Below are 22989 nucleotides of genomic sequence, written 5' to 3'. Positions count from 1 at the left end.
GCTCACTTCAGGCTGATGTTCTGCATCATCTTGATGTTGAAATACCTGGGATCGTTGAGCGAGTTCGGCAGGCGGCCCGCCTTGAAGGCGTCGACGAGGCCGGACACGGCCTGCTCGATCGTATGCGTCGGCGCAAACCCGAGCTCGCGGCGGATCTTCTCCGACGACACGTGGTAGGAGCGCAGATCGTCGGTCGGCTCGACGGCCACGTCGACATTGTTTCCGACCACCGATTTGACGATGTCGGCGATCTTCATCAGTGAGTGGTTTTCGTAGCCGATGTTGTAGGTCTTGCCGTCGATCTTCGCATCGTCCTGCTGCAGCAGGAACAGATAGGCCGCCGACATGTCCTGGATGTGCAAATTGGGCCGCTTCTGCGTTCCGCCGAACACGCGGATGCGGCCGGTGTTGACGGCGAGATTGGTCAGGATGTTGACGACGACGTCGAGCCGCTGCCGCGGAGCGTAGCCGCAGACGGTGGCCGGACGAACCGTGCAGGTGACGAAGCCCGACGCGGCCTCGTCGGCAAGATCGGTCTCGCACATCGCCTTGAACTTGGAGTAGTCGGTGAGCGGCTCGCAGGACAGCTCCTCTGTCACCTCGGCCTCGTCCTTGATGCCGTAGACGCTCGATGAGGAGGCATAGATGAAGCGCTTGATGCCTGCCTTCTTCGCGGCGCGCACCATCGGACGGAAGCAGTCGTAGTTGATGGACTTGCCGAGCCCCGGGTCCAGCTCGAACGAGGGATCGTTGGAGATGCAGGCGAGGTGAATCACCGCGTTGTTGCCGCGCAGCGCCTCGTTGATCGCGGCCTCATCGCGGATGTCGCCCTTGATGAGGCGCAGGTTCGGATTGTCGCGAACGGCGTTGAAGACGTCCTCGCCATACATGAACAAGTCGAGCACGGTGACCTTGTGACCCGCTGCAAGCAGCTGGGGGACCAGCACGCTGCCGACATAGCCGGCGCCACCGGTGACCATCACATTCCATTTTTGACCAATCACTGTCGCTCTCCGGGATTTTTCTTTTTGCGCTATTTCAACAACGCGGTGACGAACTTGACCAGCGGCGCCTTTTCGACCGAGTTGCGGTGACCGACGATGCCGACCTTGATCGCGCCCGCCGCGTTGCCGATGAAGGCGACGTCCTCGATATTGCCGCCGGCCGCGACCAGCGGCGCCGTGATCGTCAGGAAGGCGTCGCCCGCGCCGACGGTGTCGACGACGGTCTTGGTAAAGGCGGGGACGCGCGCAACGCCGGTCTTCGACGAGAAGGGGTAGCAGCCGAAGGAGCCGTGCGTGATGATCATGTTGTCGCAATCGATCTTGCGATGCAGGCCGCCCTCGATCACCGATGCGATGTCGTTGAACTTGTCTGTGGCGGCGAGGCGCGCTTCCGGTGCGTCGATGCAGACGTAGTCGGCCCGCGGATACTTCGTGATCAGGTTGTAGCCGTGATTGCCGCTGTTGCTCTGGGCGTTGACCGCCAGGAACTTGGAATTCGCGATCAGGGTGTCGATCGTGCTGGATGCGATCATGCCGTGACCGAAATCGGTGACGATGACGACGTCCGCCCCGCGGACGCGCTCGGCGGTGACGCGGTCGATCTCCGTGCGCGCGGCTTCGTCGAGCGGCGTGTCGTCCATCGTGTAGACTTCGAACAGCTTGTGCAGATAGCCCATCTCGACGTACCGCAGCTTGCGGGTGGTCGGACGGCCCTGAACGCGGATCGGCGTGAGCTTTACGTTCGGGCGGACATGCGCCCGAATGAACTCTTCGGGGTAGTCGTTGCCGCCCAGCGTCGTGACGATCTCGACCGACTTGCAGAAGCTCGCGACGTGATTGGCGGCGGCAATGACGCCACCGGCAAACTGCTCGCCATTCTTGAGCAGGGTCGCGACGATGTTCTCCTTGGAGGCCTTCCCGAGCGCCGTGACGTACTGGTATTCGTCGATGATGGTGTCGCCGACCAACACGACGTGCATGTCCTGGATCTTGTCGATCAGCTTCAGCAGGCGTTCGGCGCCGCCGCCATCGCGCACCTTCTGGAGGTAGTCGCGCAAGGGGGGATCGTAGATGTCGAAATAGCGGTTCAGCAGCGACGAGGAGCTGAACGTCACGTCGCGCGTGAAAACGATTCGTCCGCCATGACGCTCGACGGCCTCGCGCTCCACCGCGATCTTGCCGGTCACGTCATCCTCGGGATTCTCGTAGTCCGAGCCCTTCACGTAGATGTCGGGGCGCACGGTATCGAGGACCGGCTCGGCGCTGGAGGTCTGATTGATGCCGACCCAGTCGACCGTACCGAGCGCGGCCAGCATCTCGGCGCGCATGTTCTCCGGGAAGATCGGCCGTCCCGGGCCCTTGTTGACGTAACGGTCGGCGGTGATGGTCACCACGACCACGTCGGCCTCGTTGCGGGCTGCCAGGATGTGCCGGACGTGGCCGAGATGCACCAGATCGAACACGCCGTGACAGAGCGCGACGGTCAGGCCCTTTGCCTGTGCGGTGCGCGCAATCTCGCCGAGCTCCTCGATCGTCTTGATCTTCTCGTGCGGTGCCGGATGGCCGGCCGGCCTGTCTGTCGCAGCATTACCCATGTGAATGACCCAAGGCGCCGGTCGGTCTCAGTTGGCCGACCCGGAAATGATTGGCTGGCGGCAAAATATGCGGGTGAACGAATCTGCTCAACGGCCTGCCTTCTGCGGGGGGACCTCGTCACCGAGATATTTGAACCAGTCCTTGGTGGCGTCGGCGATCTTGTCCACCGTCCAGAGCGGAGCGTCCTTGTACTGGTCCATCGATTTCAACATCGTCGCGACGCCGTCCTCGAACTTCACCTTCGGCGCCCATTTCAGGACGCGCTTGATCTTGGTGATGTCGGCGTAGGTGCAGTCGGGCTCGCCGGGACGCTTGGGAATGTGGACCTTGTCGCCGCCGAGGAGCTCGACCAGGCGGTTCACGCTGTAGGTGTTGTCCGAGCCGACATTGAAGATCTCGTGCGAGACGTCGGATCGGGCGGCGGTCACGAAGGCATCGGCGACGTCGCTGACGAAGGTGAAGTCGCGCGTCTGCTCGCCGTCGCCGACCACCGTGAAGGGCTTGCCAGCGAGCTTCTGTGCCATGAACACGCCGAACACGGCACCGTAGGTGCCGGTGGTGCGATGGCGCGGTCCGAACACGTTGAACAGGCGCAGCGCCACGGCGGGCAGCTTGTAGACCTGGCACCAGTGCATGACGCACTGCTCGCCGAGATTCTTGGTGAGCGCATAGGGATACATCGGCCGGATCTCGGCACTCTCCGGCGTGGGATAAACATCCGGAATGCCGTAGCAGGAGGAGGAAGCCGCATAGATGAAGCGGCGGGCGCCGGCGTGCCGCGCCGCCTCGAGAACGTTGACCGTGCCATCGACATTGGCGCGGTGATAGGGGATCGGCGACTCGATCGAGGGAACGATGTCCGCCAGCGCGGCGAGATGGAAGACCCAATCCACCCCGTGGAAATACGGCTTGATCGCGTCGAGATCGGTGACGTCTGCCCGCACGACCTTCAACTGGCTCGAACCGGCGCGCGCGGCGAGGTTTTCGGCGCGTCCGATCACGAAATTATCGAGCGCGGTGACCTCGTGGCCGTCATCGAGCAGGCGATCGACGAGGTGACTTCCAATGAAACCGGCGCCGCCAGTAACGATGCATTTCATGGGGAACATCCGTGACGCGAATGCCCAGCGAAACAGGCCCGCCAATGTTGAGTGAAACCCGAAAGCCGACTATCAGCCGCTCGCAAACTTTGCAAGTATTATACCTTTGCAATCCTTGGTAATAGCCGGTATCACCCCGTGATGTTGCAATCGAGCCGCCAGCCCATGCCTGCCGAATCCGTCGATCCCGAGCATAAAGCCTTCCTCGACGATTACGTGGGGCGCCTGCATCGCGCGACGGCGGTCGACGACGGTATTTTTGCAAGGATCTCCGCGACACGCGCGTCCTGGTTGCGCACGCGCGAGCAGGGCGGCCGCGTCATCTTCGTCGGCAACGGCGGATCGGCCGGGATCGCCTCGCATCTGGCGATCGATCTGGCGAAGAATGCGTCGGTGCCTGCACTGTGCTTCAGCGATGCGAGCATGATGTCGTGCCTTGCCAACGATTACGGGTTCGAGGACTGGATCGCCCACGCCGTGCGGCTGAATGCGCGCGCCGGCGATTGCCTCGTCGCGATCAGTTCGTCGGGACGTTCGAAGAACATCCTCAACGCGGTTGCGCAGGCGCGCAAGATGAAGCTCGACGTGATCACGTTGTCGGGCATGCACACGGACAATCCGCTGCGCAATCTCGGCGACGTCAATTTCTGGGTCGACAGCCGCAGCTACAACATTGTCGAGACCACGCACCAGTTCTGGATGATGGCCGCAATCGACCTCGTCATCGGTCGTGCGGAATATCCGGCGTCCTGAGGCGGGCATCTTGATGCGGACGCGATTCAAGCATGCGGCCCTGTTTTCGGTGAAGCTGCTGCTGTCGATCGCCGTGCTGGTCTACATCGCGCGTGGTCTCGACCTGCGCCAGTTGCGCAATCATCTCGTCTCGGTCGATCCGGTCCTGTTCGTCGTCGCGCTTGCGCTGATCTTCTTTCAGACCTTCCTGCTCAACGGCCGGTGGGAGCTGATCATGCGCGCGCTCGGCGTGTCGCTGGATTGGCTCGCGGGCTGGCGGATTCTCATGATCAGCCTCTGGTTCAATCAGGTGTTGCCGTCGTCGGTCGGCGGGGATGCGGTGCGGATGTGGCTGCTGCGCCAACGCGACGTGCAGTGGCCCGAGGCGGTCAAGGGCGTTGCAGCTGACCGCTTCACGGCGTTGATCGGGCTGATCGTGCTGATGGTGGCCGGATTGCCGTTTCTGCTGTCACGCGTGTCGAATCAGGCCGCGATCCTGGCCATCGGCGGACTGACGGTGGCGGGCGTCGCCGGCACGGTGGTCCTGTTGACGCTCGACCGTCTGCCGAAGCGTTTCATCGCGCTGCCCGCGATCGCGAGCTTCGTGCGGTTCGGAACGCTGGTCAGGTTCTTGCTCCTGCAGTCCGATCATCGCGCGCTGCTGTTCGGATCGGCGCTCCTCATCCACCTCGTCACCGCCGCGGCCTGTTACGCCCTGGCGCGCGGTGTCGGAGCGCAGCTCTCTGTCCTCGACGCCGGCATCCTGATTCCGCCGGTGGTGCTGCTCACGGCCGTCCCCATCTCGATCAGCGGCTGGGGCGTTCGCGAGGGAGCGATGGTCGCCTGCCTTGGTCTGGCGGGTGTGCCGTCCGAGGAGGCGCTGTCGATATCGCTCCTGCTGGGCGCCATCAGCGTGATCATCGGGCTGGCCGGTGGCGCAATCTGGTTGGCAAGTCGGGAGCGCGGCTCGTATGCGGCCGACAAGGCGGCCAAGGCGGCAGAGGACGCACCCAGTTACGGGCTGGGCAATGAGGCCTCGAGCCACCCATGACCCGCTTCAGCCCGTTGCCGAACTGGTCTTCACAGGGTGGGATGATCTCACTCGCGCGCGTATCTCATTTTTCGGTTGCACGATGAAAAACCTGTTCTACGTCCGCAATACCTGCCGCCTCTGTCATTCGGACAACCAAGAGCTGGTCGTCCCGATGGCAGGCATGCCCATCGGCACGCCGAACTTCCAGGTGCCGAATGCCAGCGTCGACGATCCCGTCTTCCGGGCTGCGGTGCCGATGTCGCTGCATCTGTGCCGGGATTGCGGCCACCTCCAGATTCTCCATGTCGGCAATCCGGAGATCCAGTACCGAAACTACGTCTATACCACCTCGCTCTCGCTCGGCCTGCGCGAGCATTTCGCAGGCTATGCCAACGACGTCGTCAGCCGTTTCGGCATCGCGCCGGGTTCGCTGGTGGTCGAGCTCGGCAGCAATGACGGATCGCTGCTCGGATTCTTCAAGGAGCGCGGCATGCGGGTGCTGGGCGTCGATCCCGCCGTCGACATCGCGCGGCGCGCCACGGAGGCGGGCATTGAGACCATCGGCGATTTCTTCACCGATGCCATCGGTCGCCGCATCCTGCAGAGCCATGGCGCGGCGAGCGTCGTGATCGCCAACAACATGATCGCCAATGTCGACAATCTGGATCCGCTGGTGATCGGGGTTCGTGACGTGCTCGCGCCGGACGGATTGTTCGTCTTCGAAACGCAATACGGCGTCGACGTCACCGAGAAGAACCTGCTCGATACCGTCTATCACGAGCATCTGTCCTATTTTAACATTAAGCCGCTGATCCGTTTCTTCGCCCGGCTGGGCATGGAGCTGATCGACGTCCAGCACATCTGGACCAAGGGCGGCTCGATCCGCGTCACCGTGCAGCGCGCCGGCGGCGCCAAGAAGCCGTCGGCCGAGGTCGCGCGTTTCGTTGCGGAGGAAGAACGGCTCGGTGTCGATCAGCCGGCCTATTATGCGCCGTATGTGAAGAGGATCGCCGCCATCCGCGACGAACTGGTCGCGATGGCCGATGCCGCCCATGCGCGCGGTCAGTTGGTCGCCGGCTATGGCGTGTCGGTGGGAACCACGACGCTGCTGCCGCAGTTCGGCCTGGAGAACAAGATCGACTTCCTGGTGGACGACGACCCCAACAAGGGGAAGGTGATGGCCGGACCCGGCTACGACATCCCGATCCTGCCGCCTGCCGCCCTTTACGAGCGGAAGCCGGCGTTCGTGGTGGTCTTCGCCTGGCGCTATGTCGACCCGATCCGGGCCAAGCACGCCCGCTATTTCGCCGATGGCGGGAAGTTCGTGGTGCCGCTGCCGGGGATTTCCATGGTCGACCGGGCCGACTGACGGGCCGGGCTTCGGATAGCCTCCTGGGGGCGCCTTGCGGGCGGACGACAAGTCCTTGATCCAGATGGCTTCTGCACGGCCATTCGGGGAAGGCGGCCTGCCCGGGCGAACTCTCTCTACCTTGACCTTTGGCCCCATCCGCAGTAGATACCCCGCACTCGCAGCCGGCCCGTTAGACGCGGATTTCCGGCGCGGCCTTGAAATCCCCGAACAATCGAGCCCGGTTTCCGGCTCATCCTTCGAGACAGAGGGCTGGGCCAACGGCGGCTGTTCGGATCCCTGAAATCCTTATTGGCGTCTCAAGCGATGGCAGTCAGCCCGTTCAAGTTCTTGCAGGAAGTGCGCTCGGAGACCGCCAAGGTCACCTGGCCGACCCGCCGTGAGACCACGATCACCACCATCATGGTGTTCGTGATGGTCGCCGTGGCCTCGATCTTCTTCTTCGCCGCCGACCAGATCATCCGTGTTCTCATCACCTACCTTCTGGGCATTCACTGATGGCAACAGCAACCGCTCAAGTGTCCGACAAGCGCTGGTACATCGTCCACGCCTATTCGAACTTCGAGAAGAAGGTCGCCGAATCGATCCGCGAGCAGGCCAAGCAGCGCGGGCTCGAGGAGCTGTTCGAACTGGTGCTGGTTCCGACCGAGAAGGTCACGGAAGTGCGCCGCGGCCGCAAGATCGACGCCGAGCGCAAGTTCTTCCCCGGCTACGTGCTGGTGAAGATGAAGCTGACCGACGAGGCATTCCATCTGATCAAGAACACGCCGAAGGTCACGGGCTTCCTCGGCGCCGAGAACAAGCCGATGCCGATCTCGGAAGCCGAGGCCATGCGCATCCTGCACCAGGTGCAGGAGGGCGTGGAGCGGCCGAAGGCGTCGGTGTCGTTTGAGATCGGCGAGAACGTGCGCGTGGCCGACGGCCCGTTCGCCTCGTTCTCGGGTGTGGTCGAGGAAATCGACGAGGCGCGTTCGCGCGTGAAGGTCGCGGTGTCGATCTTCGGCCGCGCCACTCCGGTCGAGCTGGAATTCGGTCAGGTCGAGAAGGTCTGATCGGGTAACGCGCGAGGCTTCGGTCTCGCGCAACAAGAGGCCGTGGGAGGACGAGGGCGGTTGCCAGCCGCCCGTTGATCCCGACCACGAACCTGAAACCGCCGGCTCTGCCGGCACAACAGGAGTGATACATGGCAAAGAAAGTGACCGGATACCTGAAGCTTCAGGTCCCGGCCGGTGCGGCGAATCCCTCGCCCCCGATCGGTCCCGCGCTCGGTCAGCGCGGTCTCAACATCATGGAGTTCTGCAAGGCGTTCAACGCCCAGACCCAGAAGGAAGAGAAGAACACCCCGATCCCGGTGATCATCACCATCTATGCGGACCGTTCCTTCACCTTCGAGATGAAGACGCCGCCGATGTCCTACTTCCTCAAGCAGGCTGCCAAGATCCAGTCCGGCTCGAAGGCGCCGGGCCGTGACAAGGCCGGCAAGGTGACCAAGGCGCAGGTGCGCGAGATCGCCGAGAAGAAGATGAAGGACTTGAATTGCGACACCATCGAATCGGCCATGAAGATGGTCGAGGGCTCGGCCCGTTCGATGGGTCTGGAAGTTGCGGGGTAAGCGGCTATGGCAATCGGAAAGCGTTTGAACAAAGCCCGCGAAGGCATTGACCGCGAAAAGCTTTACCCGCTCGCGGACGCCATCAAGATGGTCAAGGAGCGCGCGAAAGCGAAGTTCGACGAGACCATCGAGGTCGCGATCAATCTCGGCGTCGATCCGCGTCACGCCGACCAGATGGTCCGCGGTGTCGTGACCCTGCCGAACGGCACCGGCCGTACGCTGCGCGTCGGCGTGTTCGCCCGCGGCGCCAAGGCCGACGAAGCCAAGGCCGCCGGTGCCGACGTCGTCGGCGCCGAGGACCTGGTCGAAAAGGTGCAGAACGGCACGATCGATTTCGACCGCTGCATCGCCACTCCCGACATGATGCCGCTGGTCGGCCGCCTCGGTAAGGTGCTGGGCCCGCGCGGCCTGATGCCGAACCCGAAGATCGGCACCGTGACCATGGATGTCACCGGTGCGGTGAAGGGCGCCAAGGGCGGCTCGGTCGAGTTCCGCGTCGAGAAGGCCGGCATCCTGCAGGCCGGCGTCGGCAAGGCCTCGTTCTCCGAGGAGAAGCTGGTCGAGAACATCAAGGCTCTGGCCGATGCTGTTTCGAAGGCGAAGCCGGCCGGTTCCAAGGGCACCTACATCCAGCGCGTTGCGGTGTCCTCGACGATGGGCCCCGGCGTGAAGGTCGAGCCGGGCACCATTCTCGGCTGAGGTTTGGAAATTGCATGAGGCGAGGGGCGGAATCGGGTGACCGATTCCGCCCCTCGTCGTTTGTGGCGCCGCTGACCGGAAACAACAACAATGACTGACAAGGTCCTGATCTACTCGCGCTTTCCCAAGTCGATGATGGCGCGTTTCGCCGAGCGGTTCGAGCTGCTCGACACCGGCGGCAAGCCGGCGCGCGAGGTGTTTCCGGTCGAGGAGCTCAACGGCATCCGCGCGCTGCTCACCGCGGGCGGCTCGCCGTTCGGTGCGGAGGCGATGGACCTGTTTCCGAAGCTCGGCGCCATCGTCTGCTACGGCACCGGTTATGACGGCGTCGACCTGAAGGCAGCGGCCAGCCGCAACATCGCAGTCGGCCACAGCCCGGGCGCCAATGCGGCTTCCGTCGCCGACATCGCGATGACCTTGATGCTGGCGACGACGCGGCGGATTTTGGTGGCCGACCAATATGTCCGCAGCGGCGATTGGGCGGCCTCGAAACAATCGCCGATGATGCGGCCCCAGGCCGGCATGCCCGGGCGCCGCATCGGCGTCTACGGCATGGGCGAGATCGGCCGCAAGATCGCGGCGCGCTGCGCCGCCTTCGAGAGCGGGGTCGGCTATTTCAGCCGCACCAAATACGATCTGCCTTATCAATATTTCCCATCGCTGGAGGCGTTGGCCGACTGGTGCAGCGTCCTGATGATCGCGGTGCGGGCAGGGGCCGAGACCCAACATGTCGTCAACGCCGATATCCTCAAGCGCCTCGGCGCGGACGGCTATGTCGTCAACATCTCCCGCGGCTCGGTCATCGACGAGAAGGCCCTGGTCGCGGCGCTCACCGACAAGACCATCGCGGGGGCCGGCCTCGACGTCTTCGAGAAGGAACCGCACGCGCCGGACGCGGTGACGGCCCTTCCCAACGTCGTGCTCGCCCCGCATATCGGCGGCCACACCCTGGATTCGCACGTCGCCATGCAGAACTGCGTGCTGGCCAACCTGACGGCGTTCTTCGAGGGCAAGCCGCTGCCTTATAGGGTCAAATCGGCCTGAACCGGTCCTTGTTGGGCCATCTCAAACCCAACCGGCAATCGATTGGAACTGGTGTGAATTTTGCTCTTGGCAAGCAGGCTCCGAGCGGTTAAAGAACCGCCTCCGGACGTGCCGGCCTCGGCAGGCGCGTTCGTGCACGCATTCCGAAAACCCGACACGACAGGAGATCATTCCTTTTCAGGACGTCCGCAAGGATTTGCCCGAAAAGGAAGGCAAACCCGTCGGTTGGCAGGGATGCGGGCAGAGGTCGGGCGGTTCGCCGGCTGGCCTCGTCCTGTCCAAGACTGCAGGCGCCCGCGAAGAATTTCGATTCCTCAACGGCTTAATCGCATGGCCTGCATAGACGGGTGAAGACCGGATTTCACTTCGCATCCAGCTTTAAGGGCTGACTTTGCGAAACGGGTCTGGTTCGGACCTCGACACGCCGTGGGCCCTTGGGCTCCCGGAGGGCAGGCTTTGAATTGTCGTCTTGCCCGGCGTGTCCGATGGGTTTTTGACCCGGAGGTTCAGGTTTGGGCGGGACGATGGGTGCAACCCGGCGGTCCCGCTTCTCGCGATGACCGCCAACCGGAGAGAGCTTGCTGTGGAACGAGCGGCAAAAAAAGAAGCGGTCGAACAGCTCAATGAGGTCTTCAAGACCACGAGCGTCGCGGTCGTTGCTCAATATTCCGGCCTCACCGTCGCCCAGATGCAGAAGCTGCGCCAGCAGATGAAGCAGGCGGGCGCTGCGGTGAAGGTCTCGAAGAACCGTCTCGCCAAAATTGCTCTTGAAGGCACTGACGTCGTTGCCATCGGCCCCATGCTGAAGGGGCCGACCGTGATCGCGACTTCCAACGATCCGGTAGCGGCGCCGAAGGTCGCCATTGAATTCGCCAAGGCGAACGAGAAGTTCGTCATCGTCGGCGGATCGATGGGCAAGACCGTCCTGAATGTCGACGGCGTGAAGGCGCTTGCCTCGCTGCCGTCGCTTGACGAACTGCGCGGCAAGATCGTCGGCCTCATCGTGGCCCCGGCGACCAAGCTGGCCCAGCTCGCCAACGCGCCCGCGGGCAAGCTCGCGCGCGTCATCCAGGCTCATGCCTCAAAGGGCGAAGCGGCCTGACGCCCTTCGCAAAACTCAAACCCGAACCAGACTTACACTCAAGGAAACTGAACAATGGCTGACCTGCAGAAGATCGTTGACGACCTCTCGAGCCTGACCGTGCTCGAAGCTGCCGAACTCGCGAAGCTCCTCGAAGAGAAGTGGGGCGTTTCGGCTGCCGCGGCTGTCGCCGTGGCCGGCCCGGCTGCTGGTGGCGCTGCCGCCGCTCCGGCGGAAGAGAAGACCGAGTTCACGGTCGTTCTGGCCTCCGCCGGCGACAAGAAGATCGAGGTCATCAAGGAAGTCCGCGCCATCACCGGTCTCGGCCTGAAGGAAGCAAAGGACCTCGTCGAGGGTGCTCCGAAGCCGCTGAAGGAAGGCGTGAACAAGGAAGAAGCCGACAAGATCAAGGCCCAGCTCGAGAAGGCTGGCGCCAAGGTCGAGCTCAAGTAAGCACTGCTTACTGGTGGGATCCCGGGCGGGCAACGGCTCTGCCCGGGATCCTGGTCCCCCTTCGCGAGGGTGGACCGGATGCAAAAGGCGTGCGACGGAACGATCCGACGCGGGCCGAACACGAAAAAGTGTGGGGATTTGAGGGTTTGACCCTCGAATCTGCACTATTGTCGCCCCATATCGGGTCGGCAGCACGAAAGCGCGGTGGGCAGGGATGCCGGATTTCCCTGTAAGCCGTTGGGAGAGCAGGCTATTTCGGGCTTTTGCAGTCCGTGAAGATGATCGTTGTGACGGGCGGGCGCGCATCTGCGCCCCGCGCGTCGTTTTGCGTTTTGAAGGTCTGAAGAACAGATTCAGGACATCGGCGCCTGAAACTGCGTCTCCGGCCCCCAAGACGGGTTCGAAAATTCAACCCGGAAAGCGGTGGCAGCCGCGTTCCGGACGGTGCGCCCAGGGCGGGCGACGAAAATGAGAGGCCACGATGGCGCAGCAGACATTCACCGGTCGCAAACGCGTTCGCAAGTTCTTCGGACACATCAAGGAAGTCGCCGAGATGCCGAACCTCATCGAGGTTCAGAAGGCGTCCTATGACCAGTTCCTGATGGTGGACGAACCCCAGGGCGGACGTCTCGACGAGGGTCTGCAGGCGGTGTTCCGCTCGGTGTTTCCGATCTCCGACTTCTCGGGCACCTCGATGCTGGAATTCGTCCGCTACGAGTTCGAGCAGCCGAAATACGACGTCGACGAGTGCCGTCAGCGCGGCATGACCTTCGCGGCGCCCCTCAAGGTGACGCTGCGCCTCATCGTGTTCGATATCGACGAGGAAACCGGCGCGAAGTCGGTGAAGGACATCAAGGAGCAGGACGTCTACATGGGCGACATCCCGCTCATGACGATGAACGGCACCTTCATCGTCAACGGCACCGAGCGCGTCATCGTCTCGCAGATGCACCGTTCGCCCGGCGTGTTCTTCGACCACGACAAGGGCAAGACCCATTCCTCGGGCAAGCTGCTGTTCGCCGCCCGCGTCATCCCGTATCGCGGCTCCTGGCTCGACATCGAGTTCGACGCCAAGGACATCGTCTATGCGCGTATCGACCGTCGCCGCAAGATTCCGGTGACGTCGCTGATGTTCGCCCTCGGTCTCGACGGCGAGGCGATCCTGTCCACGTTCTACAAGAAGATTCTCTACAAGCGGACCAAGGAAGGCTGGCGCGTTCCGTTCGACGCCAACCGCTTCCGCGGCTACTCCACGGTCAACGACCTGATCGATGCCGACACCGGCAAGGTCGTGCTCGAGGCCGGCAAGAAGCTCACCGTCCGCGCCGCCCGCCAGCTCCAGGAGAAGGGGCTGAAGGCTCTGCGCATGGCCGACGAGGAGCTGGTCGGCAACTACGTCGCCGAGGATCTCGTCAACCCCAAGACCGGCGAGATCCACGCCGAGGCCGGTGAGGAGATCACCGACAAGCTGATGAAGGCGCTCAACGAGCAGGGCTACAAGGAGCTGCCGCTGCTCGACATCGACCACGTCAATGTCGGCCCCTACATCCGCAACACGCTCTCGGCCGACAAGAACATGACGCGCGAGGACGCGCTGTTCGACATCTACCGCGTGATGCGTCCGGGCGAGCCGCCGACGCTGGAATCGGCGCAGGCCATGTTCCAGTCGCTGTTCTTCGACGCCGAGCGCTACGACCTCTCCGCGGTCGGCCGCGTCAAGATGAACATGCGCCTCGACCTCGATGCGCCCGATACCCAGCGCACGCTGCGCAAGGAGGACATCCTCTCCGTCATCAAGACGCTGGTGGATCTGCGCGACGGCAAGGGCGAGATCGACGACATCGACCATCTCGGCAACCGCCGGGTGCGTTCGGTCGGCGAGCTCATGGAGAACCAGTACCGCATCGGCCTGTTGCGCATGGAGCGCGCGATCAAGGAGCGCATGTCCTCGGTCGACATCGACACGGTCATGCCGCAGGACCTGATCAACGCCAAGCCGGCGGCCGCCGCGGTGCGCGAGTTCTTCGGCTCCTCGCAGCTCTCGCAGTTCATGGACCAGACCAACCCGCTCAGCGAGATCACCCACAAGCGCCGCCTCTCGGCGCTCGGACCGGGCGGTCTGACCCGCGAGCGCGCCGGCTTCGAGGTGCGCGACGTGCATCCGACGCATTACGGCCGCATCTGCCCGATCGAGACGCCGGAAGGTCCGAACATCGGCCTGATCAACTCGCTCGCGACCTTCGCGCGCGTGAACAAGTACGGCTTCGTCGAGACGCCGTATCGCAAGGTCAAGGATGGTCGTGTCACCGACGAGGTCGTGTACCTGTCGGCGATGGAGGAAGGGCGCTATTCCGTGGCCCAGGCCAACGTGCCGGTCGACGCCAAGGGCCGCTTCACCGAAGACCTCGTGGTCTGCCGTTCGAGCGGCACCCGCGACGTCGTGCCGATGACGCCCGACAAGGTCGACTACATGGACGTGTCGCCGAAGCAGCTCGTTTCGGTCGCCGCGGCGCTGATCCCGTTCCTCGAGAACGACGACGCCAACCGCGCGCTGATGGGCTCGAACATGCAGCGCCAGGCGGTGCCGCTGGTTCGCGCCGAGGCGCCGTTCGTCGGCACCGGCATGGAGGGCGTGGTTGCCCGCGACTCGGGCGCTGCGATCGCGGCGCGCCGTTCGGGCGTGATCGACCAGATCGACGCGACCCGCGTCGTCATCCGCGCCACGGAAGATCTCGATCCGACCAAGTCGGGCGTCGATATCTACCGCCTCATGAAGTACCAGCGCTCCAACCAGTCGACCTGCATCAACCAGCGTCCGCTGGTGAAGGTCGGCGACATCGTCAAGAAGGGCGACATCATCGCCGACGGTCCCTCGACCGATCTCGGCGAGCTCGCTCTGGGGCGCAACGTGCTGGTCGCGTTCATGCCATGGAACGGCTACAACTTCGAAGACTCGATCCTGCTCTCCGAGCGGATCGTGAAGGAAGACGTCTTCACCTCGATCCACATCGAGGAGTTCGAGGTGATGGCCCGCGACACCAAGCTCGGACCCGAGGAAATCACCCGCGACATTCCGAACGTCTCGGAAGAAGCGCTGAAGAACCTCGACGAAGCCGGTATCGTCTACATCGGCGCGGAAGTGCGCGCCGGCGACATCCTGGTCGGCAAGATCACGCCGAAGGGCGAAAGCCCGATGACGCCGGAAGAGAAGCTGCTGCGCGCCATCTTCGGCGAGAAGGCCTCCGACGTCCGCGACACCTCGCTGCGCGTTCCCCCGGGCGTGCAGGGCACGATCGTCGAAGTGCGCGTGTTCAACCGCCATGGCGTCGACAAGGACGAGCGTGCGCTGGCGATCGAGCGGGAGGAGATCGAGCGCCTTGCCAAGGACCGCGACGACGAGCAGGCGATCCTGGACCGCAACGTCTACAACCGTCTTGCCGAGCTGCTCGAGGGGCGGCAGGGCATTGCAGGTCCCAAGGGCTTCAAGAAGGACACCAAGATCACCCGTGCGGTGCTCGAGGAGTACCCGAAGTCGCAATGGTGGCTGTTCGCTTCGCCGAACGACAAGCTGATGGCCGAGATCGAGGCCATGCGGAAGCAGTACGACGAGTCGAAGAAGGGGCTGGAACAGCGCTTCCTCGACAAGGTCGAGAAGCTTCAGCGCGGTGACGAATTGCCGCCCGGCGTGATGAAGATGGTCAAGGTCTTCGTCGCGGTGAAGCGCAAGATCCAGCCCGGCGACAAGATGGCCGGCCGCCACGGCAACAAGGGCGTGGTGTCGAAGATCGTGCCGATCGAGGACATGCCGTTCCTCGAAGACGGCACGCATGCCGACATCGTGCTCAATCCGCTCGGCGTGCCTTCGCGCATGAACGTCGGACAGATCCTCGAGACCCATCTCGGCTGGGCCTGCGCCGGCCTCGGCAAGCGTATCGGCCAGACCGTCGATGCGTACCTGTCGAAGCAGGACATCAAGCCGCTGAAGGAAACCTTGAAGAAGGTCTACGGCGAGGACGAGACGATCAAGTCGCTCAACGACAACGAGCTGCTTGAACTCGGCCATAACCTCAGCCGCGGCGTGCCGATCGCAACCCCGGTGTTCGACGGCGCCAAGGAAGCCGACATCGAAGAGATGCTGAAGCTTGCCGGTCTCGACGCTTCGGGTCAGTCGACCGTCTATGACGGCCGCACCGGCGATCCGTTCGATCGCAAGGTGACGGTGGGCTACATCTACATGCTCAAGCTGCACCATCTGGTCGACGACAAGATCCATGCGCGTTCGATCGGTCCGTACTCGCTCGTCACCCAGCAGCCGCTGGGCGGCAAGGCGCAGTTCGGCGGCCAGCGCTTCGGCGAAATGGAGGTGTGGGCGCTCGAGGCTTACGGCGCGGCGTACACGCTCCAGGAGATGCTGACGGTGAAGTCGGACGACGTCGCCGGCCGTACCAAGGTGTACGAGGCGATCGTGCGCGGCGACGACACGTTCGAGGCCGGTATTCCGGAATCGTTCAACGTGCTGGTCAAGGAAATGCGCTCGCTCGGCCTCAACGTCGACCTGCACAACTCCAAGATGGGACCGGCGCCGACGTCGGAAGCGGCCGAGTAATTCGACCTGTCATGCCCGGCCTTCGCGGCCGGGCATCGGCGCCCCGCCCGAGGCCTTGAGGGCAGAGTGCCGTGCAGAAGTGATTTTCGAATTTGCGGCCGGAGGCGACCGGCACGCGAGGAGAAGACGATGAACCAAGAAATTATGAATCTCTTCAACCCGACGACGCCGGCTCAGGTCTTCGACCAGATCCGGATCTCGATCGCGTCTCCAGAGAAGATTCTGTCCTGGTCCTACGGCGAGATCAAGAAGCCGGAGACCATCAACTATCGCACCTTCAAGCCCGAGCGCGACGGCCTGTTCTGCGCCCGCATCTTCGGGCCGATCAAGGACTACGAGTGCTTGTGCGGCAAGTACAAGCGCATGAAGTACAAGGGCATCATCTGCGAGAAGTGCTCGGTCGAGGTCACGCTGTCGCGCGTCCGGCGCGAGCGCATGGGCCATATCGAGCTCGCAGCCCCCGTCGCCCACATCTGGTTCCTGAAGTCGCTGCCCTCGCGCATCGGCCTCCTGCTCGACATGACGCTGAAGGATCTCGAGCGGATCCTCTACTTCGAATATTACGTTGTGCTCGAGCCGGGCCTCACCGCGCTGAAGGACCGTCAGCTGCTGTCGGAAGACGAGTATCTGAAGGCCCAGGACGAGTACGGCCAGGACAGCTTCACCGCCATGATCGGCGCCGAGGCGATCCGCGAGCTGCTCAAGGGCATGGACCTCGAGAAGCTCGAGGCCTCGCTGCGTGCCGAGATGCAGGAGACCGACTCCGACATCAAGCACAAGAAGCTCGCCAAGCGCCTGAAGATCGTGGAAGCGTTCCGCCATTCCGGCAACAAGCCGGAATGGATGATCATGACCGTGATCCCGGTGATTCCGCCGGACCTGCGTCCGCTGGTGCCGCTGGACGGCGGCCGCTTCGCGACCTCTGATCTCAACGACCTCTATCGCCGCGTCATCAACCGCAACAACCGCTTGAAGCGGCTGATGGAGCTGCGCGCGCCCGACATCATCATCCGCAACGAGAAGCGCATGCTTCAGGAAGCGGTCGATGCGCTGTTCGACAACGGCCGCCGCGGCCGCGTCATCACCGGCGCCAACAAGCGTCCGCTGAAGTCGCTCGCCGACATGCTCAAGGGCAAGCAGGGCCGCTTCCGCCAGAACCTGCTCGGCAAGCGCGTCGACTATTCGGGCCGTTCGGTGATCGTGGTCGGTCCCGAGCTGCGCCTGCATCAGTGCGGCCTGCCGAAGAAGATGGCGCTCGAGCTGTTCAAGCCGTTCATCTATTCGCGGCTCGACGCCAAGGGCCTGTCCACCACCGTGAAGCAGGCCAAGAAGCTGGTCGAGAAGGAACGGCCCGAGGTCTGGGACATCCTGGACGAGGTGATCCGCGAGCATCCGGTGCTGCTCAACCGCGCACCGACGCTGCACCGCCTCGGCATTCAGGCGTTCGAGCCCGTGCTGATCGAGGGCAAGGCGATCCAGCTTCACCCGCTGGTCTGCTCCGCGTTCAACGCCGACTTCGACGGCGACCAGATGGCCGTGCACGTTCCGCTGTCGCTCGAAGCGCAGCTGGAAGCGCGCGTCCTGATGATGTCGACCAACAACATCCTGCATCCGGCGAACGGCCAGCCGATCATCGTGCCGTCGCAGGACATCGTGCTCGGCCTGTACTACGTCTCGATCATGCGCGAAGGCCTGCCCGGCGAGGGCAAGGTGTTCGGCGACATGGCCGAGCTCGAGCACGCGCTGCACGCGAAGGTCATCCACCTCCACACCAAGATCAAGTACCGGTGGGAAGGCATGGACGAGACCGGCAAGGTCTCCAAGCGCTGGATCGAGACTACCGCCGGCCGCGTCATGCTCGGCAATCTGCTGCCGAAGAACCCGCGCATCTCCTACGAGATCATCAACAAGCTGATGACCAAGCGCGAGATCTCCGGCGTCATCGACCAGGTCTACCGCCACTGCGGCCAGAAGGAGACGGTGATCTTCTGCGACCGCATCATGGCGCTCGGCTTCTACAACGCGTTCAAGGCCGGCATCTCGTTCGGCAAGGACGACATGGTCGTGCCGCACGGCAAGTGGAAGATCGTCGACACCACCCGTACGCTAGCGAAGGATTTCGAGCAGCAGTACAACGACGGTCTGATCACCCATGGCGAGAAGTACAACAAGGTCGTCGACGCCTGGTCGAAGGCCACCGAAGAAATCGCCAAGGCGATGATGAAGGAGATCTCCGCCACCAAGAAGACGGCGAGCGGAGCCGACGCCGACATCAACTCGATCTACATGATGGCTCACTCCGGTGCCCGCGGTTCGCCGGCCCAGATGCGCCAACTCGCGGGCATGCGCGGCCTGATGGCCAAGCCGTCGGGCGAGATCATCGAGACGCCGATCATCTCGAACTTCAAGGAAGGCCTCTCGGTGCTCGAGTACTTCAACTCGACCCACGGCGCCCGCAAGGGCCTCGCGGACACCGCGTTGAAGACCGCGAACTCCGGCTACCTGACCCGTCGTCTCGTCGACGTGGCGCAGGACTGCATCATCACGCAGAGCGATTGCGGCACCAAGCTCGGCATCAAGATGCGGGCCATCGTCGATGCCGGCACCGTGGTCGCCTCGCTCGGCTCGCGCATCCTCGGACGCACGGCCTGCGAAGACGTGCGTGACAGCTCCGGCCAGGTGATCGTCAAGCGCGACACGCTGATGGAAGAGAGCCACGTGGATGCCATCCATCAGGCCGGCATCCAGGAGGTGAAGATCCGCTCGGCACTGACCTGCGAGCTCGTCAACGGCATCTGCGGCAAGTGCTACGGCCGCGACCTCGCCCGCGGCACGCCGGTCAACCACGGCGAAGCGGTCGGCGTCATCGCGGCGCAGTCGATCGGCGAGCCGGGCACCCAGCTCACCATGCGCACCTTCCACATCGGCGGTGCGGCGCAGCTCAACGAGCAGTCCTTCGTCGAAGCCAACTTCGACGGCAAGATCGTGATCAGGAACAAGGCCATCGCCCGCAACAGCGAAGGTCACCTGATCGCGATGGTGCGCAACATGGTTGTCGCGATCGTCGATGCCGACGGCACCGAGCGTGCGACGCACCGTATCCAGTACGGTTCGCGCCTGCACGTCGACGAGGGCGACATGGTCAAGCGCGGCCAGCGCATCGTCGAGTGGGATCCCTACACCCGTCCGCTGCTCACCGAGGTCGAAGGTACCATCGGCTTCGAGGATCTGGTCGAGGGGCAGTCGATCTCGGAAACGCTCGACGAGGCCACCGGTATCGCCAAGCGCGTGGTCATCGACTGGCGCTCGACGCGCGGCGGCTCGGACCTGCGTCCGGCCATCGTGATCAAGGGCAAGGACGGCAAGGTGCTCAAGCTCGCCCGTGGCGGCGACGCCCGCTACATGCTGTCGGTCGACGCCATTCTCTCGGTCGACATCGGAGCCAAGGTCCAGCCGGGCGACATCCTCGCCCGTGTCTCGACCGAAAGCGCCAAGACGCGTGACATCACCGGCGGTCTGCCGCGGGTGGCGGAACTGTTCGAGGCTCGGCGCCCGAAGGATGCGGCGATCATCGCCGAAATCGCGGGCACCATCCGGTTCGGGCGCGACTACAAGAACAAGCGTCGCATCTCGATCGAGCCGATGGACAAGACCGACGAGCCGCGCGAGTACCTGATCCCGAAGGGCAAGCACATCCACCTTCAGGACGGCGACGTCGTCGAAAAGGGCGACTTCATCGTGGAAGGCAACCCGGCGCCGCACGACATCCTTGCGGTCAAGGGCATCGAGGAGCTCGCGGCCTATCTGGTCAACGAGATCCAGGAGGTCTACCGGCTGCAGGGCGTGCTCATCAACGACAAGCACATCGAGGTGATTGTCCGTCAGATGCTCCAGAAGGTGGAAGTCACCGACCAGGGCGACACGGACATGATCTCCGGCGAGCAGGTCGACAAGATCGAGTTCGACGCGCTGAACGAGAAGGCCAGGGAAGAGGGCAAGAAGCCCGCCACGGGAACGCCGGTTCTGCTCGGCATCACCAAGGCGAGCCTCCAGACCCGCTCCTTCTTCTCGGCGGCATCGTTCCAGGAGACCACCCGCGTCCTCACCGAGGCGGCGGTCAACGGCAAGATCGATCCGCTCGAAGGCCTCAAGGAGAACGTCATCGTCGGCCGGCTGATCCCGGCGGGCACCGGCGCCTCCATGGCCAAGATCCGCGAAGTCGCCATGAAGCGCGACAAGCTGATCCTGGACGAGCGCGAGAAGCAGGCCGCCGTCGTGTCGCCGGCGCCGGAAGCCGAGCTTCCTGCGCTGCCGCCTGCGGAATGATCGTTCATCCGTAGGAATACCGAGGACAATGAAAAGGCCGGCTTTTGCCGGCCTTTTTGCTGCTTTCTTTGCTTGCTGCGATGCAGGATCGCCCTTTGTTCATCTTTCCTTCAGCCGCAAAAGCGCTTCTGCTAAGGCGACTTAGACCGGTGGTCCCGTGAAGGGGGCAGGGCCGGAAGACCACGGAACTCTCATGCTTGATCTTGCAATCGTAGGCGGCGGCCCCGGCGGGCTGATGAGCGCTTGGTACCTGAAGCGCAAGCTCGGCGACCTCTGCCGCGTCACCATCTACGAGGCCTCCGACCGGCTCGGCGGCAAGATCGTCACGCGCACGTTCGATTCGGCGCCCGCGATGTACGAGGCCGGCGTTGCTGAGATCTACGACTACTCGATGACGGGCCCGGACCCCTTGCGCGAGCTGATCCAGCATTTCGGACTCCAGACCATTCCGATGGATGCCGAGCAGGTCCAGTTCGGCGATGAGCTGCTCAACGACGTTCCAGGCATGCGCCGCAAATACGGCGCCAAGACTGCGGCCGCGATCGAAACCTTCCGCAAGCGCTGCGCCGAGGTGATGTCGCCGGTGGAATATTACGAGGGCGTCGGCGCGCACGACAACGAGCATCCCTGGGCCTACAAGACGGCCGAGCAGGTGCTCGACGAGGAGGTCGAGGACGCCATCGCAAAGCGCTTCTTCAAGGTGATGGCGCGCTCCGACATCGCGACCGAAAGCCACAACACCAACGGCCTCAACGCGCTCAAGAACTATCTGATGGACGTCGACGGCTATATCGGCCTCTATTCCATCCAGAACGGCAACGAGCAGCTGATCGAATGCCTGCAGTCGGAGGTCAATGCCGACATCCAGCTCAATCACCGCGTGCTCACCGTCGGCAAGGCGCCGACCGGCCGCTACCAGCTCAAGATGATGAACGGCAAGGGTCCGGAGACGCGCGACTTCGATCTCGTGCTGGTCTGCTTGCCGCATTCCTGGCTCGCCACCATGGGGTGGGAAGGCGAGCAGCTGCGCAAGTCGATGGTCAAGCACGTCTCATACTTCGACCGGCCCGCGCATTATTTGCGCGTCTCGATCCTGTTCGACGAGCCGTTCTGGGGCGACAGGATTCCGGGCGCATGGTTCATGTCGGAAGCCTTCGGCGGCTGCTGCGTCTACAACGAGGGCGCACGTCACGACGTCGGCAAGCATGGTGTTCTGAACTGGCTTATTCCCGGCTCCGACGCGCTGGCTTTTGCCAATCTGTCGGACCAGGAGCTGATCGATGCCGCCCTGAAGTCGCTGCCGGCCTCTCTCGGCGACGCGCGTCTGCACTTCATCGAAGGCAAGATCCACCGCTGGCTGTCCTCGGTGAACGCGCTGCCTGGTGGCTTGCCCGTGCGCGACGTCATGACCAATCACCGGCCCGAGCCGAAGGAGCACCCCGGCATCGTGGTGGTCGGCGACTATCTGTTCGATTCGACGCTGAACGGCCTGCTCGATTCCTCGGACGCGGCGACCGACATCATCCTGACCGAGATGATGCGCTTGCGCCGCGAACGCGCGCAGAGCGAGAAGCCGCTCTCTGACAAAATCGATCGCGATTATTTCGAGAACTATCGCGGCCTCGGCCCCTATCATCAGGCGTGGCGGCACTTCACCGATCCCGACTACCTGACCAAGCTGATCGGCATCGTCTGGGGCAAGGCGGCGGACGCCAAGCTGCTCATCGCGGGTTCCGCCAGCGGCGAACTGGTCGGCGCGCTGCGCGATCGCGGCATCGATGCATGGGGAATCGAGAACAACCGCGTCATCCATGCCAAGACGCCGAAGGCGCTGAAGAAGTACAACAAGCTCGGCTCGATCACCGACATGCCGTTCAAGGACGGCACGTTCGACTTCGTGTTCGAGACCAGCCTCTGCCACGTTTCCCCGAAGCAGGTGGTCCGCGCCATCCGCGAGTTCAACCGCGTGGTCAAGACCGGCCTCGTGTTCGGCTCCATCACCTCGGACATGGCGCCGGCATTGATTGATCGCTACGACCTCCTGCGCGGGGTCAAGAAGCTCGGCACCTGGTGGGAATGGTCCGAGCTGTTCTTCGGCAACGGCTTCGACCTGTCGATGCACCGCAAGGATTGCACCGATGCGCTCTGGGAGGCGACACTCGCCGCCAACAAGGGGCCGGGGCAGTGGTACGCCGACGCGGACAGCTTGCGCTATTCCTTCTTCGACAAGGTCGAGGACGAGGACTAGTCCCAGGGAACGCGGATCGAGTTCGCCAATTGTTTTGCCGAATTCATCCTGATCGCATAGAATCGGTGCAATAGCGGTTGCCGCTA

16 protein-coding genes are annotated in these 22989 nt (G+C 63.4%); 13 read left to right on the top strand and 3 right to left on the bottom strand.

Annotated elements, in window-relative coordinates:
* Positions 1-2: 2 nt before the first annotated feature.
* From DCG74_RS28150 to DCG74_RS28140, 3 genes are all read right to left on the bottom strand, one after another.
* Positions 3-1004: an NAD(P)-dependent oxidoreductase gene (locus DCG74_RS28150; protein WP_172783191.1), complete on the bottom strand. Its 1002-nt coding sequence runs from the start codon at positions 1002-1004 to the stop codon at positions 3-5.
* A 29-nt stretch (positions 1005-1033) separates the two neighbouring features.
* Positions 1034-2599 carry a PfkB family carbohydrate kinase gene (locus DCG74_RS28145; protein ID WP_172783192.1) on the bottom strand — a complete coding sequence of 522 codons (1566 nt, stop codon included), beginning with the start codon at positions 2597-2599 and terminating at the stop codon, positions 1034-1036.
* An 87-nt stretch (positions 2600-2686) separates the two neighbouring features.
* Positions 2687-3700: an SDR family oxidoreductase gene (locus DCG74_RS28140; protein ID WP_172783193.1), complete on the bottom strand. Its 1014-nt coding sequence runs from the start codon at positions 3698-3700 to the stop codon at positions 2687-2689.
* Positions 3701-3865: 165 nt separating this feature from the next.
* Between DCG74_RS28140 and DCG74_RS28135 the strand changes: the two genes are divergently transcribed.
* From DCG74_RS28135 to DCG74_RS28075, 13 genes are all read left to right on the top strand, one after another.
* Positions 3866-4453 carry an SIS domain-containing protein gene (locus tag DCG74_RS28135; RefSeq protein WP_246570705.1) on the top strand — a complete coding sequence of 196 codons (588 nt, stop codon included), beginning with the start codon at positions 3866-3868 and terminating at the stop codon, positions 4451-4453.
* Between the two features lie 49 nt (positions 4454-4502).
* Complete coding sequence (locus DCG74_RS28130) at positions 4503-5483, top strand: lysylphosphatidylglycerol synthase transmembrane domain-containing protein (protein ID WP_257187441.1); 981 nt, start codon at positions 4503-4505, stop codon at positions 5481-5483.
* Positions 5484-5565: 82 nt separating this feature from the next.
* Positions 5566-6834, top strand: coding sequence for a class I SAM-dependent methyltransferase (locus DCG74_RS28125; RefSeq protein WP_172783195.1), 1269 nt, complete (start codon positions 5566-5568; stop codon positions 6832-6834).
* 306 nt (positions 6835-7140) lie between these two features.
* On the top strand, positions 7141-7332 hold the full coding sequence (gene secE, locus DCG74_RS28120) for a preprotein translocase subunit SecE (protein WP_026202711.1): 192 nt from the start codon (positions 7141-7143) through the stop codon (positions 7330-7332).
* Entirely contained in the window at positions 7332-7886 is a 555-nt protein-coding gene (gene nusG, locus DCG74_RS28115) for a transcription termination/antitermination protein NusG (RefSeq protein ID WP_018647229.1), read from the top strand. The genes secE and nusG overlap by 1 nt, the downstream gene beginning before the upstream one ends.
* A 131-nt stretch (positions 7887-8017) precedes the next feature.
* Entirely contained in the window at positions 8018-8446 is a 429-nt protein-coding gene (gene rplK / locus DCG74_RS28110; RefSeq protein ID WP_011088164.1) for a 50S ribosomal protein L11, read from the top strand.
* Positions 8447-8452: 6 nt separating this feature from the next.
* A complete protein-coding gene (gene rplA / locus DCG74_RS28105; protein WP_025037003.1) occupies positions 8453-9145 on the top strand; it encodes a 50S ribosomal protein L1 in 693 nt (230 codons plus the stop codon).
* A 90-nt stretch (positions 9146-9235) separates the two neighbouring features.
* Positions 9236-10189, top strand: coding sequence for a 2-hydroxyacid dehydrogenase (locus tag DCG74_RS28100; RefSeq protein WP_172783196.1), 954 nt, complete (start codon positions 9236-9238; stop codon positions 10187-10189).
* A gap of 583 nt (positions 10190-10772) precedes the next feature.
* Entirely contained in the window at positions 10773-11291 is a 519-nt protein-coding gene (gene rplJ, locus DCG74_RS28095) for a 50S ribosomal protein L10 (RefSeq protein ID WP_025037001.1), read from the top strand.
* Between the two features lie 54 nt (positions 11292-11345).
* Positions 11346-11723: a 50S ribosomal protein L7/L12 gene (gene rplL, locus DCG74_RS28090; protein WP_024342440.1), complete on the top strand. Its 378-nt coding sequence runs from the start codon at positions 11346-11348 to the stop codon at positions 11721-11723.
* A 481-nt stretch (positions 11724-12204) separates the two neighbouring features.
* Entirely contained in the window at positions 12205-16329 is a 4125-nt protein-coding gene (rpoB, locus tag DCG74_RS28085) for a DNA-directed RNA polymerase subunit beta (protein ID WP_124157675.1), read from the top strand.
* A 129-nt stretch (positions 16330-16458) separates the two neighbouring features.
* The gene (rpoC, locus tag DCG74_RS28080) at positions 16459-20655 is read left to right on the top strand and encodes a DNA-directed RNA polymerase subunit beta' (RefSeq protein WP_172783197.1); all 4197 of its coding nucleotides are present in this window, start codon (positions 16459-16461) and stop codon (positions 20653-20655) included.
* Positions 20656-20848: 193 nt separating this feature from the next.
* On the top strand, positions 20849-22903 hold the full coding sequence (locus tag DCG74_RS28075) for an FAD-dependent oxidoreductase (RefSeq protein ID WP_172783198.1): 2055 nt from the start codon (positions 20849-20851) through the stop codon (positions 22901-22903).
* Positions 22904-22989 lie beyond the last annotated feature (86 nt).

The organism is Bradyrhizobium sp. WBAH42 (assembly GCF_024585265.1).
Classification (GTDB): Bacteria; Pseudomonadota; Alphaproteobacteria; order Rhizobiales; family Xanthobacteraceae; genus Bradyrhizobium.
The sequence above is the reverse complement of the archived record's forward strand: the minus strand, read 5'-3'. Positions and strand labels throughout refer to the sequence as shown.

Coding starts and splice junctions, on each gene's coding strand:
- rplA (WP_025037003.1), top strand. CDS start 8,453: ATGGCAATCGGAAAGCGTTTGAACAAAGCCCGCGAAGGCATTGACCGC.
- DCG74_RS28140 (WP_172783193.1), bottom strand. CDS start 3,700: ATGAAATGCATCGTTACTGGCGGCGCCGGTTTCATTGGAAGTCACCTC.
- rplK (WP_011088164.1), top strand. CDS start 8,018: ATGGCAAAGAAAGTGACCGGATACCTGAAGCTTCAGGTCCCGGCCGGT.
- DCG74_RS28075 (WP_172783198.1), top strand. CDS start 20,849: ATGCTTGATCTTGCAATCGTAGGCGGCGGCCCCGGCGGGCTGATGAGC.
- rpoB (WP_124157675.1), top strand. CDS start 12,205: ATGGCGCAGCAGACATTCACCGGTCGCAAACGCGTTCGCAAGTTCTTC.
- DCG74_RS28135 (WP_246570705.1), top strand. CDS start 3,866: ATGCCTGCCGAATCCGTCGATCCCGAGCATAAAGCCTTCCTCGACGAT.
- rpoC (WP_172783197.1), top strand. CDS start 16,459: ATGAACCAAGAAATTATGAATCTCTTCAACCCGACGACGCCGGCTCAG.
- DCG74_RS28145 (WP_172783192.1), bottom strand. CDS start 2,599: ATGGGTAATGCTGCGACAGACAGGCCGGCCGGCCATCCGGCACCGCAC.
- nusG (WP_018647229.1), top strand. CDS start 7,332: ATGGCAACAGCAACCGCTCAAGTGTCCGACAAGCGCTGGTACATCGTC.
- secE (WP_026202711.1), top strand. CDS start 7,141: ATGGCAGTCAGCCCGTTCAAGTTCTTGCAGGAAGTGCGCTCGGAGACC.
- DCG74_RS28100 (WP_172783196.1), top strand. CDS start 9,236: ATGACTGACAAGGTCCTGATCTACTCGCGCTTTCCCAAGTCGATGATG.
- DCG74_RS28125 (WP_172783195.1), top strand. CDS start 5,566: ATGAAAAACCTGTTCTACGTCCGCAATACCTGCCGCCTCTGTCATTCG.
- rplL (WP_024342440.1), top strand. CDS start 11,346: ATGGCTGACCTGCAGAAGATCGTTGACGACCTCTCGAGCCTGACCGTG.